Annotated in this window: 19 protein-coding genes and 1 pseudogene; 18 read left to right on the forward strand and 2 right to left on the reverse strand. The window is 35.2% G+C overall.

Going from position 1 to position 15,827, the window contains the following annotated elements; genetic code table 11:
• Positions 1-12 precede the first annotated feature (12 nt).
• The gene (locus DKL58_RS02485) at positions 13-828 is read left to right on the forward strand and encodes a BtpA family protein (RefSeq protein WP_109585967.1); all 816 of its coding nucleotides are present in this window, start codon (positions 13-15) and stop codon (positions 826-828) included.
• Positions 829-921: 93 nt separating this feature from the next.
• Here the strand turns inward: DKL58_RS02485 and udk are convergent, their stop codons facing one another.
• Positions 922-1,563: a uridine kinase gene (gene udk, locus DKL58_RS02490; protein WP_109585968.1), complete on the reverse strand. Its 642-nt coding sequence runs from the start codon at positions 1,561-1,563 to the stop codon at positions 922-924.
• Positions 1,564-1,851: 288 nt separating this feature from the next.
• Between udk and DKL58_RS02495 the strand changes: the two genes are divergently transcribed.
• The 13 genes from DKL58_RS02495 (at position 1,852) to DKL58_RS02555 (ending at position 10,691) form a co-directional block, all read left to right on the forward strand.
• Positions 1,852-2,568 carry a GntR family transcriptional regulator gene (locus DKL58_RS02495; protein ID WP_109585969.1) on the forward strand — a complete coding sequence of 239 codons (717 nt, stop codon included), beginning with the start codon at positions 1,852-1,854 and terminating at the stop codon, positions 2,566-2,568.
• Between the two features lie 2 nt (positions 2,569-2,570).
• Entirely contained in the window at positions 2,571-3,260 is a 690-nt protein-coding gene (locus DKL58_RS02500; protein ID WP_239386416.1) for a GntR family transcriptional regulator, read from the forward strand.
• A gap of 14 nt (positions 3,261-3,274) precedes the next feature.
• Positions 3,275-3,745, forward strand: a complete 471-nt coding sequence (locus DKL58_RS02505) for a PTS sugar transporter subunit IIB (RefSeq protein WP_109585971.1) — start codon at positions 3,275-3,277, stop codon at positions 3,743-3,745.
• A 13-nt stretch (positions 3,746-3,758) separates the two neighbouring features.
• Positions 3,759-4,589: a PTS mannose/fructose/sorbose/N-acetylgalactosamine transporter subunit IIC gene (locus DKL58_RS02510; protein WP_109585972.1), complete on the forward strand. Its 831-nt coding sequence runs from the start codon at positions 3,759-3,761 to the stop codon at positions 4,587-4,589.
• A complete protein-coding gene (locus tag DKL58_RS02515; RefSeq protein ID WP_109585973.1) occupies positions 4,570-5,394 on the forward strand; it encodes a PTS system mannose/fructose/sorbose family transporter subunit IID in 825 nt (274 codons plus the stop codon). Before DKL58_RS02510 ends, DKL58_RS02515 begins: the two co-directional genes overlap by 20 nt.
• A 15-nt stretch (positions 5,395-5,409) precedes the next feature.
• Positions 5,410-6,477, forward strand: coding sequence for an SIS domain-containing protein (locus DKL58_RS02520; RefSeq protein WP_109585974.1), 1,068 nt, complete (start codon positions 5,410-5,412; stop codon positions 6,475-6,477).
• 27 nt (positions 6,478-6,504) lie between these two features.
• Entirely contained in the window at positions 6,505-7,500 is a 996-nt protein-coding gene (locus tag DKL58_RS02525; protein WP_109585975.1) for an SIS domain-containing protein, read from the forward strand.
• A 15-nt stretch (positions 7,501-7,515) separates the two neighbouring features.
• Entirely contained in the window at positions 7,516-7,929 is a 414-nt protein-coding gene (locus tag DKL58_RS02530; RefSeq protein WP_109585976.1) for a PTS sugar transporter subunit IIA, read from the forward strand.
• Between the two features lie 103 nt (positions 7,930-8,032).
• Positions 8,033-8,251: a hypothetical protein gene (locus DKL58_RS02535; RefSeq protein ID WP_109585977.1), complete on the forward strand. Its 219-nt coding sequence runs from the start codon at positions 8,033-8,035 to the stop codon at positions 8,249-8,251.
• Positions 8,252-8,353: 102 nt separating this feature from the next.
• Positions 8,354-8,581 carry a hypothetical protein gene (locus DKL58_RS02540; RefSeq protein WP_109585978.1) on the forward strand — a complete coding sequence of 76 codons (228 nt, stop codon included), beginning with the start codon at positions 8,354-8,356 and terminating at the stop codon, positions 8,579-8,581.
• 254 nt (positions 8,582-8,835) lie between these two features.
• Positions 8,836-9,171 (forward strand): PTS sugar transporter subunit IIB, encoded by a 336-nt coding sequence (locus DKL58_RS02545; RefSeq protein ID WP_034977128.1) that lies wholly within the window; start codon positions 8,836-8,838, stop codon positions 9,169-9,171.
• Positions 9,172-9,178: 7 nt separating this feature from the next.
• Complete coding sequence (locus tag DKL58_RS02550) at positions 9,179-9,556, forward strand: PTS lactose/cellobiose transporter subunit IIA (RefSeq protein WP_045927689.1); 378 nt, start codon at positions 9,179-9,181, stop codon at positions 9,554-9,556.
• A gap of 193 nt (positions 9,557-9,749) precedes the next feature.
• The gene (locus DKL58_RS02555; protein ID WP_109585979.1) at positions 9,750-10,691 is read left to right on the forward strand and encodes an aldo/keto reductase; all 942 of its coding nucleotides are present in this window, start codon (positions 9,750-9,752) and stop codon (positions 10,689-10,691) included.
• Between the two features lie 164 nt (positions 10,692-10,855).
• Here the strand turns inward: DKL58_RS02555 and DKL58_RS02560 are convergent, their stop codons facing one another.
• Entirely contained in the window at positions 10,856-12,301 is a 1,446-nt protein-coding gene (locus DKL58_RS02560) for a 6-phospho-beta-glucosidase (RefSeq protein ID WP_109585980.1), read from the reverse strand.
• Positions 12,302-12,604: 303 nt separating this feature from the next.
• On the opposite strand from DKL58_RS02560, the pseudogene DKL58_RS02565 reads away from it, so the two are divergent.
• The 4 genes and pseudogenes from DKL58_RS02565 to DKL58_RS02580 all read left to right on the forward strand — a co-directional run.
• Positions 12,605-13,360: pseudogene (locus DKL58_RS02565) on the forward strand (PTS transporter subunit EIIC); the annotation flags it as partial.
• Between the two features lie 151 nt (positions 13,361-13,511).
• A complete protein-coding gene (locus DKL58_RS02570; RefSeq protein WP_045927693.1) occupies positions 13,512-13,982 on the forward strand; it encodes a Dps family protein in 471 nt (156 codons plus the stop codon).
• Between the two features lie 114 nt (positions 13,983-14,096).
• Positions 14,097-14,789 (forward strand): ribose-5-phosphate isomerase RpiA, encoded by a 693-nt coding sequence (rpiA, locus tag DKL58_RS02575; RefSeq protein ID WP_109585982.1) that lies wholly within the window; start codon positions 14,097-14,099, stop codon positions 14,787-14,789.
• 113 nt (positions 14,790-14,902) lie between these two features.
• The gene (locus DKL58_RS02580; protein ID WP_109585983.1) at positions 14,903-15,826 is read left to right on the forward strand and encodes a nucleoside hydrolase; all 924 of its coding nucleotides are present in this window, start codon (positions 14,903-14,905) and stop codon (positions 15,824-15,826) included.
• Position 15,827: the final 1 nt, after the last annotated feature.

Below are 15,827 nucleotides of genomic sequence, written 5' to 3' on the forward strand. Positions count from 1 at the left end.
GGATAATATAAAATGACAACATGGTTAACAGATATTTTTGGTACTGAAAAAGTAGCAATTGGTTTAGTACATTTAAAGGCCTTACCTTCGGACCCTATGTATGATTTCGAAGGTGGCATGGAAAAAGTAATTGATAGTGCTAAGCATGATATAGTTGCTCTTCAAAATGGTGGCATAGATGGACTAATGTTCTCTAATGAATTTAGTTTCCCGTATCAAAATAAGGTTTCTCAAGAAGTTTTAGCAGCAATGGCATATGTTATTGGAGTCGTGAAGCCTATTATTAAAGTGCCTTTTGGTAGTAACGTAATAAGTGATCCAAGCGCATCAATTGCTCTAAATGCTGCTGTAGGAGGACAATATACACGAGGTCAATTTGCTGGCTGTTTTTCCAGTAATTCTGGAATTGTAAATCAAGACGTTGGTGCTCATCAGCGTCATAAAGCAAATTTGCGAATGGACAATTTTAAAATTATTCACTATGTTCGTCCTGAGTCTAGTCGTGATCTTGGCGGAAGAACGATCCAAGAGACTGTTAAAACAGCTAATTTTGAAAATATGGTTGATGCTTTTGGCGTATCTGGTTCTATTGCTGGTCAAAAGATTGATATGAATGTGTTAAAAGAAATCAAAAATACGGCACCTAATCAAGTGGTGTTTGCCACTACAGGTTTGACTTTAGATTCAATTGAAGAAATTTACAGTAAAGTTGACGGTGCTTTTGTAGCGACGTATTTCAAAAAAGATGGAATATTTGAAAATCCAGTAGATGAAAATAGAGTAAAATCATTTATGGATAAATTAAAAGACTTCAGAAGTAAAAATTAGTAAAATATTTGTGTTTGATCTTATTATTAAAATATAGATTGATCTAATAGTAAAAAAATCAAGCTGATTCAAGCTTGATTTTTTTATTGTTGATTATTTTTCTTTTCTACTTAAAATAGAATGAACCTTAGTAGTCAACATATCAATTGCCACATCATTTTTGCCACCTTCCGGAACAATAATGTCGGCATAACGCTTAGTAGGTTCTATAAATTGATGATACATTGGCTTAACCGTGCTCAGATACTGATCAATTACAGAGTCAATTGAGCGCCCTCGTTCACTTAAATCACGCTCTAAACGTCTAATAAAGCGAATATCATCGTCCGTATCAACATATACTTTAATATCCATTAAATCACGAATTTCTTTATTAGCTAAAACTAAAATTCCTTCGAGAATAATGATATCAGCAGGTTCTTTATGAATGGTTTTTTTGCTGCGAGTATGCTCCTTGAAATCATAAACAGGCATCTCAATAGCTTTATATGCTAACAAATCGCGCAGTTGCTTTTCTAGTAAGGGTACATCAAAGGCATCGGGATGATCATAATTGATCTTCATTCGTATATCCATAGGGATGCCAGTATTATCTTTATAATAAGAATCCTGTGTCATAATCAGGACATGTTCATCTTCCTGCATTTGAGCAACTATTTTTTGTGCAATAGTAGTTTTTCCACTGCCTGAACCACCAGTAATACCAATCACGACAGGCTTTTCAAGTCTCGACATTGTGCCACTCCCTTTTAATCCTTAAATATTTTACTTTACTTTGCCTTTAATTACCAACGGTTAGGGTATATTTCACTTTAAAAATGCTCTGAAAAAGTTGGAAACTAAAACTAAACAAAAAAATATTGACAAGAGCTGTGGAAGCGATTACTATAAATCTGGTATCAAATATTTAAAAGATATATTTTTAAAGCAAAAATTTAAGGTATTAAATGTCTTAAACAAAAGGTGATTTGCAAAAAAAGAAGCAATTAAATAAAATAATGATACCAGATTGAAGAAGACATCATGGAATTCAAAGAAAGAACTGCTGCGGTTCAAGTTCAAGAGTATTTAGAATTTTTAATTCACTTTAAAAAAGTGAAAGAATTACCCTCACAACGCGAAATTTCGGAGAAATTGCAAGTTAGTCGCAATGCAGTGAAACATGCATTGGATGGGCTCAAAAATGAGGGACAAGTACTGGTAAAAGAACGGACTGGAATAATTTCTAACAATAAAATTGACATTAATATGCTGGGAATGGAGTCAATGACTACTGAATTTAAAAATAAGACAGTTAGCATCAAGCATCTGGCAACAACTATCGAAACAATGCCCAAGAGGTTAGATCATTTTTTTAATTCAAAAGGGTCAGTTATCAAAATTGAGCGGGTTCGGTTTGTTAAAGATATCGCCCTAACATACGAAATAACGTATTTTAGTCAGAAGAATTTTAGCAAAATGGCAAAGATTGATTTTACTAATAAATCACTTTATGAGGTTCTAGAGAAGGAGTATCATGTGAGGCCAAGTTATGGTAAAGAAAGTATCTCTTGTTTTTTGGCCGATAAGAAAATAAGCAGTCTGTTGAAAGTCAAACAAGGTACTCCTCTTTATCAAGTAAACAGTTTCAATTATCAAGACGATGACTTACCAATTGAGAGTACAATTCAATATTTAGTAGGAAATAAATTTAAATATCATTTTAATGCTAATAATATTTATGATTATCAAGAGGAATAGTTTTGCTTTTTAAAGAAGTATATGCCGATTTGGATAAAAGAATTATTAATGGTGGGTATCCACCAGGTAGCACTTTACCCAATGAGGTTGAATTACAAAAAAGATATGATGTCAGTAGAACAACAATTAGAAAGGCTGTTAATCAATTAGTAGCTGAAAATAAGGTTGTCCGTAAAAAAGGAAGTGGTTTATTTGTTGCTCCAATAATTTCTAAACAAAATATTTTGGAAATGACTGGTATTATCAAGCCTTTATACTTGGAGTCAGCAGACAAAATAAAATTTAAAGAAACTTATTTAAGACTGGTTGGTTCATATTATGCTGCGGTTTTTAATGTAAGTTCAAACGAATTGCTATATGATATTTCCTTTACAGCTGAAATTAAGAATGAAATTACATGTGAGCATTTACTTCTGCTCCTCGATAACTTTCCGGGTTTTGATCCTAATTGTCTAAAAGTAATGTCAATAATTGAAGCAGTCAATACTGGTATTCATAAACCGGATGATGTATATCAAGACTTTCAATTAATTAAAGCAACCGAAGAAATTAGTAAACAATTTCATATTCAGGAAAAAGATCCAGTATTTAAAATTATGAACCTATTCTCAACTAGAGAAGGCAAAATTGTAGCCGTGGAGTACAGACTGCAAGATGCTTTAAAAACAAGGTACTCAATAGATTTTAGTTAATGGAGGAATGAAAAGTGATTAAACTAGTGCGAGTTGACCATCGGTTGGTGCATGGACAAGTAGCTGTTTCTTGGTTCAATAGTTTAGACGTTAACACGATATTTGTTGTAAACGATGATGTTGCCCATGATGATTTCCGTAAGTCGGCTATCAGGCTGGCCAAGCCAGAAAAGTCTAAGTTGGTAATGAAGTCTGTTGCAGACAGCATAAAAGCAATTAATTCGGGCATAACGGACAAATATAAAATGTTGATCGTAGTTGAATCAGTTGCTGACGCTGTTGAACTTATTAAGGGAACTGGTGATAAAATAACGGGCCTTAATCTTGGTGGCACTAAGCCCAGAGAAGGAACAGAAAACTACTCTAAAACAATTAATTTAACTGCAGAAGAAGCTAGTGAATTAGATCAACTGCAACAAAAGGGAGTGGATGTCTGGATTCAACAGGTGCCAAATGATGAAAGACAAGAATTTCGTAAAAAATGATTGGAGGTAAATAATGAATGTATATTTAACCGCAATTATTTTGGCTTTAATTGCGATGATGGGTAATGGCGAATATTTTGTAGGTTCATCAATGCTGTCAAGGCCACTTGTAACCTGTACGTTAACTGGCTTGGTGTTGGGTAACCTGCATCAGGGAATTATTATGGGGGCAACTTTAGAGTTAGCCTTTGTTGGTTCATTTTCTATTGGTGCGGCAATTCCCCCAGAAATAATTTCCGGTAGTGTTTTGGGAACCGCTTTTGCAATTGGAGCGGGTAAAAGCACTGCTGTTGCCTTAACACTGGGTATTCCCATCGCATCACTGGTTTTGGTAATCAAAAATTTGTGCTTTATTTTCATATTACCGTTCTTCGTTCACCGCGCTGATAAATATGCCGAAGAAGCTGACGGCAGTGGTGTAAGTAGAATGAACGTTCTGGGAGGCTTTTTCTCGGTTAACTTGCCAATAGGGTTAGTAGTTGGCATTTCTTATGTCTTAGGTAGCCCCGTAATTAAGGCGATTTTAGCCGTTATTCCTCAGTTCATTATCAATGGCTTGGGAATTGCCACTGGTCTTCTGCCAGCATATGGTTTCGCTCTTCTGCTTAAGATGATGGTCAACAAAAATAATGTCACTTTCTTTATTATTGGTTTTGCCCTGGCAGTCTATCTCAAAGTATCAGTAACTGGCGTAGCCATTTTCGGTGCATGTTTGGCACTTATTCTAACTGGCTATTCCGCATTTAAAGGTCAACCGTTAGTAAATACTGCTGCTAATTCTAATAATACAAATGAAAAAGATTCAGATGATGGAGGCATAGATTATGAAGATGAAGAATTCTAAGTTACTCACCAGAAAAGATTTAATGAAAACATTCTGGCGGTCGTTCACAATGGAATGGGCTTGGAATTATGAGCGCCAAATGAATCTTGGCTATGCTTACTCCATGGTTCCTGCTTTGCGAAAGATCTATGGTAAAAACAAGGAAAAATTAAAAGAAGCCTATAAACGTCATCTGGAGTTTTATAATGTTACTCCATGGCTCAGTACTTTTCCTTTAGGTATCTCAATTGCGATGGAGGAACAAAACGAACTTGATCCTGATTTTGATGCAGCTTCAATCAATAACATTAAAGTTGCTCTAATGGGTCCTTTGAGTGGTATCGGTGATTCATTCTTTTGGGGTACGTTAAGGGTTATTGCCACAGGAATTGGTACTTCTTTGGCAATGCAAGGAAATATTTTAGGACCAATTTTGTTCTTATTGATCTTTAATATTCCGGCCATTATTACTAGATACTATGGCTTGTTTATTGGCTACAATATCGGTTCATCATTTATTGATAAAGTGCAAAAGACTGGGTTAATGGACAAGTTAACCTATGGTGCTTCTGTTTTAGGACTTGCTGTTGTCGGGGCTATGGTTGCGACCATGGTAACTTTGAAAATGCCTTTGAAAATTGGTAGTGGTGCTGAAGCGACTACCGTTCAAAAAATTTGTGATGGCATTGTTCCCGGTATTTTACCTCTATTGTTCACATTCTTTATTTTCTGGCTTGATAAAAAAGGCTGGAAATCACAATATATTTTGTTGCTGATAGCAGCAATCGGAATATTTGGTGCCTGGTCAGGACTGTTGGGTCAATAATTTAAGGAGACTCTTGTGAAAAGTATAGAAGATTATGTCCACTTAGAACCAAAATATTATGAAGCAGTTTTGCAAAATTATGAGGACTTGTTTGCTAAGCAGATAGGTCAAATAAATAATAATATTACTAATGTTGTTATTTATGCCACTGGTTCAAGCTCTAATGCCGCATATGGTGCATTGCCGTTTATGAGTAATATTTTAAAAATGCCTGTAAAAATTGAAGAGCCGTCTATAGCGGAAAACTATTTGCTTCATGTTGAGCAAAATTCTTTATGCATTGCAATATCTCAAGGCGGTCACAGCTATTCTGTAGTAAAAATTATTCAGCGATTACAAGATGCCGGTAATACAGTCTTTGCTTTAACCAGTGAACTTGATAGTCCAGTTGGCCAGGTTTGTCATCACGTTTTGGATATGGGAATGCCAGTTGAAGAAATGCCTTATGTCAGTGCTGGCTATAGCGTAGAAATTTTAGATTTAATGTTATTAGCAATGTTAATTGCACAAAAAACAGGCAAGCTTTCGTCTGTAGAATTTACACCAATCTTAGCTGAAATAAAAAATATAGCTCGCCAAATGCCTGAAGTAATTAAGCGTGCAAGTAGTTGGGTTGAAAATAACATTAGTAAATTTGCCACCGCGAAGAGATTAGTTTTTATCGGTTACGGTGCAGCTTATGGTGTCAGCCGCGAAGGTGAAACCAAGACGACTGAAGCAGTTCGTATTAGTGCTTGGGGAAAAGAACTGGAAGAATACATGCACGGTCCTTATCTGGGGCTGAATGCGGACGATTTTATCATTTGTTTAGACCCGATGGGAAAATTGCATGACAGATTGGCGCTTTTAAAGCGATTCTTAAATAAGCATGTTAAAAATGTCTACACAATATGTGCAGGTAAAGATGAAAGTGAAACAGCTGTCGACCTTAGTCTAGGTATTACAACAAACGAGCTTTTAACTTCTTTATTTATGACTGTACCGATTCACTTGCTGGCCTATAAGTTATCACAAGTGAAGAAGATAGATTTGCAACATTCTGCATACCCAGATTTTGATCAGATAACAGCTTCAAAAATATAGAATAATTTTAAAAAAAGAGGAAGAAAAATGCGTAAGTTTAATAAACAAAAATTAATTGATAGTATGACTGGTGCTCTTAAACTGCGGAGCCAAATTAACGATATGATTGATCCACTATTTAAAAAAGGCATAACCAATATTTGCTGGTTAGGAATCGGTGGTACCTACGCTTCGGGGATGCAAGCTAATATCCACATGAAGGAAAAAAGTGGTTTAGAAACTTTTTATCAAAATGCTGCTGAATATAATGTAACTGGAAATAAACGTATTACCGATAAGACGTTAGTGGTGATTTCCTCAGTTACTGGAAATACTAAAGAAATGGTTGATGCAGTAAAAAAATTAAACCAAGTTGGTGCAATAATTTTAGGTTTTATGGACGATCCGAAAGCTAAATTAGCTTCAATGCTAACATATTGTATTTCTTATCCTGAAAATGAACAGTTAAAATTCTTTATGGTTGGAGACCGCTTAATGTATTTGAATGGCGAATTTCCAGATTATGACGAATTTTATCAAGAAATGGATCAACATTTTGCAAAAGACATTGCTGACATTGAAGAAAATGCAGATAAATTTGCTCAAGAGTTTGCTGAAAAGCACCATGACGATGAAATTCATTATTTTGTCGGTGCCGGCAATCAATGGGGTGCAACTTATTCATATGCAATGTGCTATTGGGAAGAACAACACTGGATTAGGACTCGCGCAGTGGAGGCTGCAGAATTTTTCCATGGGATGTTTGAAATTGTTGACCGTGATACTCCAGTTACCGTTTATGTTGGTGAAGACAGTCAACGGCCATTAAGTGAACGTGTTGCCAAATTTTTACCTGAAATCTGCGGTAATTATACAATTATAGACTCTAAAGATTATGATCTGCCAGGTTTTTCTGAAAAATATCGTGGCACCTTGTCGCCGTTTGTCTTCCATGCGATTAATAACAGAATTGATGTTCATATTGAGCATATTAACCGTCACCCGATGGATATACGCCGTTATTACCGCTGCTTAGATTATTAGTTTTAGTGTGATTATATGGTTGGAGTAATTATTTGTACACATGGTAATTCAGCACCTGAATTATTAAAGTCAGCAGAAATGATTTGTGGTAAACAAGAAAACTGTCATACCGTGAGTTTCACAGAAGGCGAATCTTTAGAACAATTAAAGGCAGAAATAAGTGGGAAAATTAGCGATCTTAAAGGAACAGTTTTTTGTTTAACAGATCTAAAGGGAGGAACTCCTTTTAATACGCTGGTCAGCCTGCTTAAGAGTAATCCGGAAATAGAAATTATTACAGGTGTTAATATTCCAATGCTGCTGGAACTATTCATCAATCGCAGTCAGTTAGAAACAGAGGAGTTGCTTTCTGCTACTTTAGAGGCAGGTAAAACTGGAGTTTATCACTACCAAGATATTGATTCTGGGACAGCAGATGAAGAATTCTAAATAAAAGAGTATAGCAGAGATGCTATACTTTTTTTATTAAAAGACTTATAATAGGAAAAACTAAAATGAAAGGGCTTTTTTAATATCGAAGAAGGCGGTTGAAATGAGAAGCTTTTTCAATGGTATAGTATTTCAGAAAATAATAGGCATAGTTTTAATTGTATTGGCTGTCTTTGAAATAATTAGCAGTTACAAATATGCTAAGAAAATTTTGCAGAATGGTACAAATAACGGGTTCTCGCTTTTTGCAATTATTTTTGCTTTTATTTTTGGGATAATACTATTAGTTGGCGGATTTATTTGTGTGTTTTATCATTTTTAAATTTAAAGTTAAAAAAATATGATAAAATTTCCCCACCTTAATTTAAAAAGGTGGTAAAATTAATTTATAATATAGTAAGTTAATTTAAAAGAGGGTGTTAAAATGACAAACTTTTTAACAAGTGCAGCTTTTTTAATGATCGTTGCTGTGATTATGATGGCCTTAGGGTCTTATCAAATAGTTAATAGTGTCGTTTATATCCGTGGAATTTTGCATAAAGGTACCAATAATGGATTTATGCCACTTGCAATGTGGACATCTTTAATTATTGGTTTGGCTTTGCTAATTATTGGTATTGCTGGAATTGTTATGACTTTTAGAGGATTTTAATTGATTTTTTAAAAGACCATAGGCAATTATTATGTAAATTTTTAAAAGATACATTTAGACTATATTATATTAATATTCGTGGTAAGCAAAGTAGTGTATAACCACGAATATTTATTTTTAATTAGAAAAAATTAGATGTAATCATAAATTTCGAATAATATAAAAATTAATGGATATATTAGTAAGCGCTATTTTAAACGTGCTATAATAGAAGATATTAATATTAGGATACATTTTAGGAGGAAAGTATTATTATGGCAGAACAAACTATTATGCTTAACTGCAGTGCTGGAATGAGTACATCTTTGTTAGTTACTAAGATGCAGCAAGCTGCGAAGGATCAGGGTATTGACGCACATATTTTTGCATGTCCAGCTTCAGAAGCTTCACAACACATTGAACAAGATCATCCCGACTGTGTATTGCTTGGACCTCAAATTCGTTATATGGAAGACGACTTCAAGAATAAAGTCCAAGGTCAAGGAAAAGAAGGTAAGGATATTCCTCTTGGAGTTATTGATATGCGTGCTTATGGCATGATGGATGGTAAAAAGGTTTTACAACAAGCTGAAGACTTGATTAACGGATAAGGGGATTATGATGTCTGAAAAAGAAACACCTGAACAAAAAGAACAAGAAACTTTAGAAGCAGCCATGGGACTTATTGCCAATGGTGGTAACGCTAAAAGTCTTGCATTTGAAGCTATTCGCCTTGCGAAAAAGGGTGACATTGCAGGTGCACGTGCCAAATTGAAAGAATCGGATCAATCTTTGAACGAAGCACATAATTCTCAAACAGGGATGCTGACAAAAGAGGCTCAAGGAGATCACACGAAGGTTACCCTTCTGGTAGTTCATTCACAAGATCATTTGATGAATGCAATAACCTTTAGGGATTTGGCTGGAGAAATGGTAGATCTATATGAAAAACTTTTCAAAGCAGGTGCGTTAAAGAAAGAAACTGAGAATAAGTAATTAAAAACTAATGACTGTGGTATCTCAATCAGTTTAATATTGGGGATTTTTTATAAATTCCATAGGTAAAAACACTGAATTAACATAATTGATTTAGCTTTACTTGAAATATGGTCTGCTTTTTTCTTACATGTATAAATTACAAAACTATTGCCTTGAGCCTCTCAAGTCATTTATTTAGGAGAGAATCAACATGAAACAAATAAAAATTGGTAAAAGTGACGTTTATACTACTCCGTTAGGTTTAGGAACTAACAAAGTTGGTGGACATAACTTATTTCAGAATTTAGATGAACAAGATGGCTATGATCTTTTAAGAGAAGCTTTAAAACAAGGAATTAATTTTTTCGATACAGCTTATGTATATGGTCTTGGAAGATCTGAAGAAATTATTGGTGATGTAGTGCAAGACTATGATCGTTCAAAAGTAATAATTGCTACTAAGGCTGCCCAAGATAAGTCTCATGATATGGCTATCAATAATAGTCCTGAGTTTATTAAAAAAGCAGTCGATGAAGCCTTGTTAAGGTTGAAAACTGATTATATTGATATTTTTTATATTCATTTTCCAGACAAGGATACGCCAAAAGATGAAGTAATTGAAACTTTAGATGAAATACGAAAAGCAGGCAAAATAAGAGCAATCGGCGTTTCCAATTTTTCTTTAGATCAGATTAAAGAAGCAAATAAAAATGGCAAAGTTGATATTGTTGAAGACCAGTTCAGCCTAGTTCACCAAGCTCCAGTTAAAGAGGAATTAAAGTACTTACAGGAAAATAATATTTCCTTTGTACCTTTCTTCCCATTAGCATCTGGACTTTTAACTGGTAAATATTATCTGAAAGACTGGGATAAATTTAAGAATAGTGATGGTGGACAATTATTGGGAGATTTCAGTGAAAAGCAGTATGAAGATGCTATGAAAGGGATTGACGGAATACGAAAAATTGCTGCTGATCATCAAGCAACGGTTACACAAACCGTGTTAGCTTGGTATATGGCAAATCCAGCAATTAGTGTTGTAATTCCTGGTGCTCGTAACGCTGATCAAGTTAAAAGCAATGCAGCTGCTTTGCATGTTAATTTGACAACAGATGAATATCAGCAAATAGATCAATTATTTAGTAACTTCTAAAAAATAGTAACGAAGTTAATTTAACAGTATAGTTATGCTTTTATTACTATTTGTTACTTTTAAGGGCTTTTCAGGGTCTATGATAAAAATTTGAATACTTAAAAAATAAGCGATTCCTGCTAATTGGCTGAATCGCTTATTTTATGATTTTTTTAAATATTATTTTAATCTAAATCAAGACCATTTGAACTAATAACTTTTTTATACCAATCAAATGAATCTTTGCGTGATCTTTTCAAAGTACCTTTACCAGCATCATTTTTGTCAACATAGATAAAGCCATACCTTTTATCCATTTGCCCTGTTCCAGCAGATACCAGGTCAATTGGCCCCCATGGCAGGTAACCCATTAAGTCAACTCCGTCAATTTCAACTGCTTTTTCCATTTCAGAAATGTGCTTTCTTAAGTAATCTACTCTGTAATCATCGTGAATAGAACCATCTTTTTCAACTTTGTCGTAAGCACCCAGGCCATTTTCAACGATGAATAAAGGTTTATGATAACGATCAGTTAAGTGGTTTAAAGCAATTCTTAAGCCAGCTGGATCAATTTCCCAGCCCCAATCACTTTTTTCCAAAGTTGGATTAGCAGCTTTTGCTTTAGATAAGTCACTTAATTCATCAGCTTTTACATTTCGGGCTGACACTGTTGTTGTTTGATAGTAACTAAAGCCGACATAGTCCACTGTACCTTCCTTGAGTACAATTCTGTCTTCATCAGTAATATCAGGACGATAGCCGTTTCGTTCAATATATGCTTCAACTTCTTTCGGATATTCACCAAAGACATGAACGTCTGAAAACCAGTCGCGCCGTTGCTCAAACTTGTCCGCTAAAAGCATATCAGCAGATGAAGGAGTCAAAGGCCTTACTGGAGAATAGTTAATCATACAGCCAATTTGAAAATCTGGATTAATCTTATGTCCAACTTTAACAGCTAAGGCAGAGGCAACCAGTTCATAATGAGCTGCTTGATACATTGCAGCTTCTTTTTCTTTGTCAGTCATTTTCTTGAGAATAATTCCCGAATTTGTAGCCATTAAAAAGTCATCATTGTATGCAGATTGATTATCGATTTCATTAAATGTCATCCAATATTTTACTTTACTTTGATAACGTTTAAAACAAACTGTGGCAAAGCGAACAAAGAAATCAATTAATTTGCGGTTAGTAAAGCCGTGGTATTTCTTAACTAAATTAAATGGTATTTCAAAGTGAGATAAAGTAATTACTGGCTCAATGCCGTAGTGATGGCAAGTATCGAACAAGTCATCATAAAATTTTAAACCGGCTTCGTTTGGCTGTTCATCATCACCGTTGGGAAAAATTCTAGTCCAGGCTATGGAAGTCCTGAAGGCTTTAAAACCCATTTCTGCCATTAATTTTATATCTTCTTTATAGTGATGATAAAAGTCTATTGCACTATGGTTAGGGTAATTTTTGCCTGCAACAATTCCGTCAGTAATTTCGCGTGGCTTAGAAGCAGAACCTACTGTCATGACGTCAGCAACTGACATTCCTTTGCCATCTTCGTTCCAAGCACCTTCTAACTGATGAGCAGCAACTGCCCCTCCCCATAAAAATCCATCTGGCATTTTTGCTGAATACATTTTTATCTCCTTTTTTCTCTGATGATTGCATTAACAAATATATTTTATACTTATTGTTACTTTACCAGCAAGCTTCTCTAAAAAGCTATTATTATTTTTAATAAATAATAGCTAATATATAATTGTCAGTATTATATAGTATATTTTTGAGATAGAAAGGGGTGTTTAGATAATTTTGTGTAAATGTCTATTAAAAAAAATCTCTTCCTCGTATGATTGTCTTGTAAAACATAAAATCAACGAAAGAGAGATTCCCTCATGGATAATTCTACCAAACAATTAATGTCTGCACTAGCTCAAACTGGAGTTGCCAATTCGTTTAGTGCTTTGATACCTGCTTTTTGTGTCGCTCTGGTTGTAGCAGCTATTAATGGTGCTTTGGTTTTAGCGGGAACCGACATGTTCAATTTGTTATATGTTCCTTTCTCGTTTATTAGTAAAATTGCTGATACTTGGTGGGGCTTTTTGGTAATAATGTTTTTACTGCACCTTCTTTGGTGGTTTGGCATTCACGGAGCAACAATCTTGAGTTCATTTTATTATCCAATCGTTTTAGCTAATATGGCTGCTAACGTGAATGGTGCTCATCGGTTCTTTGCCGGTGATCCAACTGATGCATTCATAAATGTTGGTGGTTCTGGTGCAATGCTTGGTGTAGCTATTTGGCTGGTTTTACGTGCTCGCTCTGCTCAGCTCAAGGAGTTGGGGAAAGTTGAAATCGTACCAGCCTTTTTTAATATCAACGAGCCCTTAATATTTGGTTTGCCTATTGTTTATAACATTGATCTTTTTATTCCTTTTGTTTGTGCACCGCTTGCAGCTGGTATTGTCGCATATGTAGGAATAGAATCTCGTTTGGTTCCTGTGATCAGATTTCAGCAACCTTGGCCCACACCGGTTGGATTGAGTGGTTTTATTGCCACTGTAAGCTGGCAGGGAGCAGTACTTTCAATAACTTGTGCAATAGTAGCTTTTCTAGTTTGGTATCCGTTTATTAAGCACTATGACAACAAACTTTTAAAACAAGAAAAGAAGCATCAAAAATCAGAAACTGCATAAAAGATAATTGCTTTAACAAAATCTGTCTGGTAAAGGCAGATTTTTTATTATAGTAGGACTAAAAAATGCTAAACAATATTTTAGTATTAATAGCGCTTACTCGCTATAATAAAAGTGTAACAATATTATTTAATTTTGGAGGCACTTTTATATGAAATATCCAAAGACTAAAGAAGTTTTAAATCAATTGGTCGCTGATTTGACCCAATTACATATGGTAGTTCACCAACATCACTGGTACATGCGCGGTAATCGCTTTTTGAAATTACACCCATACTTAGACAAGGTAATGGATGAACTAGCTGACCAACTGGATGAAGTGTCTGAACGTTTAATTACCCTTGATGGTTCTCCAGTTTCAACGTTAAGTGAAATAGCAGCTAAAACTAAGATTCCTGATGAAAAGGGCAATTGGGATGAAACAATTGATGAGCGCTATGCAAAAATTATTGCTGATTACCATTACCTTGATCAGCTCTATGAAGAAGGCATTAAAGTCAGTGATGAAGAAGGAGATTACTCAACCAATGATTTGTTGACCGGTTTTCACACTGATGTAGAAAAGAGAATTTGGATGATGTCAGGCGAAATTAACAAAGCTCCTGAAATTGATCCGGAATAATTAATTGAAGTGTAAAAGCAGTCTTGACTGCTTTTTTGTATCTTCTTTTTATCTTACTTTTGCTATAATTAATTTAAATTGACAATAATAATATAGTTTTAGAAAGCATGAATTATGGATAAAGAAGAGCAGGATAAGTTAAAAAAACAGGCTGCCGTAGAAGCTGCTGAATTAGTCAAATCAGGAATGAAACTGGGAGTAGGCACTGGTTCGACAGTAGCATTTTTAATTGATGAATTAGGCAGAAGAAAAAAAGAAGAAGGACTTGACCTTGATGCTGTGGTAACGACTTCGAGCAGAAGCAAGAAGCAAATGGAAAGCTACGGTTTTCATGTTGATGACTTGAATGCAGTAGACCAACTGGATTTGACCATCGATGGTGCAGACAGATTAGCAGCTAATTTTGATGGTATTAAAGGTGGCGGTGGCGCTTTGACCATGGAAAAAAACGTTGCAGTTAATTCTCGCAAAATAATTTGGATTGTAGACGAATCTAAAGTGGTTGACCGACTGAGTGGCTTCGCTTTGCCTGTTGAAGTTTTACCTATTTCGTGTGAACAAAATTTTAAACTTTTTCAAGCTGAAGGGTTGCAGCCACAGTGGCGCATGGCAGGTAATGAACGCTTTGTAACTCATTATGGTAATTATATTATCGATTTGAATATTGATCCTATTCCTGTTCCTAGTGGTTTGGCCGATTATTTGGATCATACCGTAGGGGTGGTCGAACATGGGCTTTTTCTGGGAATGTGCGATGAAGCCATTATCGCTCATTCAAATGGTGAGATAGAAGATCGTAAAAAGTAAATTTATGAGTTGACCCAAGTTTGTCTATGCGGTTAACTCTTTTTATTTTTACAGCAACGAGCAGCTAAATTTGGTATTATTGTTTTATAACCATTTTTAAAAAGAGGATACTTATGTTGAAAAAACCATTGATAATTAGTACAGATCCCGGAATTGACGATGTTGTAGCAATCACCGTTGCTCTTTTTGCTCCAGAATTTGATGTTAAATTGATAGCAGCGACTTGGGGCAATGTACCATTGAAAAATACTTTGGACAATGCTTTAAAATTGGAAACATTTTTAAAAACCAATGTCCCCGTTGTAAGTGGTGCTGACAGACCTTTACTGCGGGATCAAATTGATGCCTCAGATGTTCACGGAAAGAGTGGACTGGCTGGTTTTGACTTTCCAGCACCTGACTACAACTTATTAAAACCAGGTATTGCTGCAGAGGCAATTCATGAAGTTGTTGCTGGCAGTGCTGAAAAAGTAACGTTAATGCAAATTGGACCAGCAACAGATTTTGCACTTTACTTTAGACAATTTCCAGAAGATTTGCCTAAAATTGAGCAACTGGTAATTATGGGTGGTGCAATCGGTCGTGGCAATTGGGGACCTTATGCAGAATATAATGTTGCGGGCGATCCTGAAGCAGCACAGATTGTTTTTTCAAGTGGCATAAAGATTTTATTAGCACCACTTGAATTAGGACATCAAGCATATGTGACTCCAGATGTTTTGGATCAAATTAAGCAATCGGGCAGAACGGGAGATATGCTCTATCATATTATGAGCAATTTACATGATCATACTGAAACCAATGGCCGTGAAGTTTACGATGCACTGGCGGCTGGTATGTTGGTAAAGCCTGAAATGTTTGCTTTTAAGCCAGCTTATGTCATAGTAGATACCAAAAGTCCAAGTGCCTATGGTGCTTCTTTGATTGATTTTAATAACTTTTTTAATAAACAGGCAAATGTTCAAGTTGGTGTAAAAGTTGACCGAGATCAATTTTCAGAGTGGTTAGTTTCTTCCATCAGGAATATAAATAGTTGAG

The sequence above is a fragment of the Lactobacillus kullabergensis genome (assembly GCF_003151025.1).
Classification (GTDB): domain Bacteria; phylum Bacillota; class Bacilli; order Lactobacillales; family Lactobacillaceae; genus Lactobacillus; species Lactobacillus kullabergensis.

Excerpts from the sequence above, each read along its gene's own strand:
- DKL58_RS02485 (WP_109585967.1), top strand. The coding sequence starts at position 13 with ATGACAACATGGTTAACAGATATTTTTGGTACTGAAAAAGTAGCAATT.
- udk (WP_109585968.1), bottom strand. The coding sequence starts at position 1,563 with ATGTCGAGACTTGAAAAGCCTGTCGTGATTGGTATTACTGGTGGTTCA.
- DKL58_RS02495 (WP_109585969.1), top strand. The coding sequence starts at position 1,852 with ATGGAATTCAAAGAAAGAACTGCTGCGGTTCAAGTTCAAGAGTATTTA.
- DKL58_RS02510 (WP_109585972.1), top strand. The coding sequence starts at position 3,759 with ATGAATGTATATTTAACCGCAATTATTTTGGCTTTAATTGCGATGATG.
- DKL58_RS02515 (WP_109585973.1), top strand. The coding sequence starts at position 4,570 with ATGAAGATGAAGAATTCTAAGTTACTCACCAGAAAAGATTTAATGAAA.
- DKL58_RS02525 (WP_109585975.1), top strand. The coding sequence starts at position 6,505 with ATGCGTAAGTTTAATAAACAAAAATTAATTGATAGTATGACTGGTGCT.
- DKL58_RS02530 (WP_109585976.1), top strand. The coding sequence starts at position 7,516 with ATGGTTGGAGTAATTATTTGTACACATGGTAATTCAGCACCTGAATTA.
- DKL58_RS02535 (WP_109585977.1), top strand. The coding sequence starts at position 8,033 with ATGAGAAGCTTTTTCAATGGTATAGTATTTCAGAAAATAATAGGCATA.
- DKL58_RS02540 (WP_109585978.1), top strand. The coding sequence starts at position 8,354 with ATGACAAACTTTTTAACAAGTGCAGCTTTTTTAATGATCGTTGCTGTG.
- DKL58_RS02545 (WP_034977128.1), top strand. The coding sequence starts at position 8,836 with ATGGCAGAACAAACTATTATGCTTAACTGCAGTGCTGGAATGAGTACA.
- DKL58_RS02550 (WP_045927689.1), top strand. The coding sequence starts at position 9,179 with ATGATGTCTGAAAAAGAAACACCTGAACAAAAAGAACAAGAAACTTTA.
- DKL58_RS02555 (WP_109585979.1), top strand. The coding sequence starts at position 9,750 with ATGAAACAAATAAAAATTGGTAAAAGTGACGTTTATACTACTCCGTTA.
- DKL58_RS02560 (WP_109585980.1), bottom strand. The coding sequence starts at position 12,301 with ATGTATTCAGCAAAAATGCCAGATGGATTTTTATGGGGAGGGGCAGTT.
- DKL58_RS02570 (WP_045927693.1), top strand. The coding sequence starts at position 13,512 with ATGAAATATCCAAAGACTAAAGAAGTTTTAAATCAATTGGTCGCTGAT.
- rpiA (WP_109585982.1), top strand. The coding sequence starts at position 14,097 with ATGGATAAAGAAGAGCAGGATAAGTTAAAAAAACAGGCTGCCGTAGAA.
- DKL58_RS02580 (WP_109585983.1), top strand. The coding sequence starts at position 14,903 with ATGTTGAAAAAACCATTGATAATTAGTACAGATCCCGGAATTGACGAT.